A 509-nucleotide genomic window follows, 5' to 3' on the forward strand; every position below is an offset into this window, starting at 1 on the left:
AGGTGATTAGCGCTGATCTTCAGCATAACTGAACTTTGGTCGCCGTTACGTGTCCAACCTTGCATATGCGTGCGCGGTGGCGCAGGCGGGAGAAGATTATGGCGACGATGAATCGGGTTCAGTTTCAGGCGGGCATGAGTGTGACGCAATTCATGGAGCTCTACGGGACGCAAGCGCAGTGCGAAGCGGCACTGGAAAAGATTCGATGGCGCGACGGATTCGTCTGCCCCATGTGCGCTCGCAACGAGCATTACGTGGTTTGGCATGGTAAGGTAAAAACGTTCCAGTGCCAGGCTTGCCGGTACCAGACGACCCTCACGAGCGGGACCATTTTCCACTCGAGTAAATTGCCTCTCACGAAATGGTTCCAAGCGATGTACTTCCTCACGCAAGCGAAGAACAATGTGGCGGCGCTGGAGCTGATGCGCCTCCTCGGTGTCTGCTATCGCACCGCTTGGCGCCTTAAACACAAGATACTGGAGGTGATGGCCGAGCGCGAGTCCGAACGC

1 protein-coding gene is annotated in these 509 nt (G+C 56.4%); it reads left to right on the top strand.

The window, feature by feature from the left end; genetic code table 11:
- Nucleotides 1–98 precede the first annotated feature (98 nt).
- Nucleotides 99–509 (top strand): transposase (locus F1735_RS34195; protein WP_167241501.1); only part of this gene is annotated, 411 nt, incomplete at its 3' end.

The sequence above is a fragment of the Massilia genomosp. 1 genome, assembly GCF_011682185.1.
Lineage (GTDB): Bacteria > Pseudomonadota > Gammaproteobacteria > Burkholderiales > Burkholderiaceae_D > Telluria_A > Telluria_A rubra.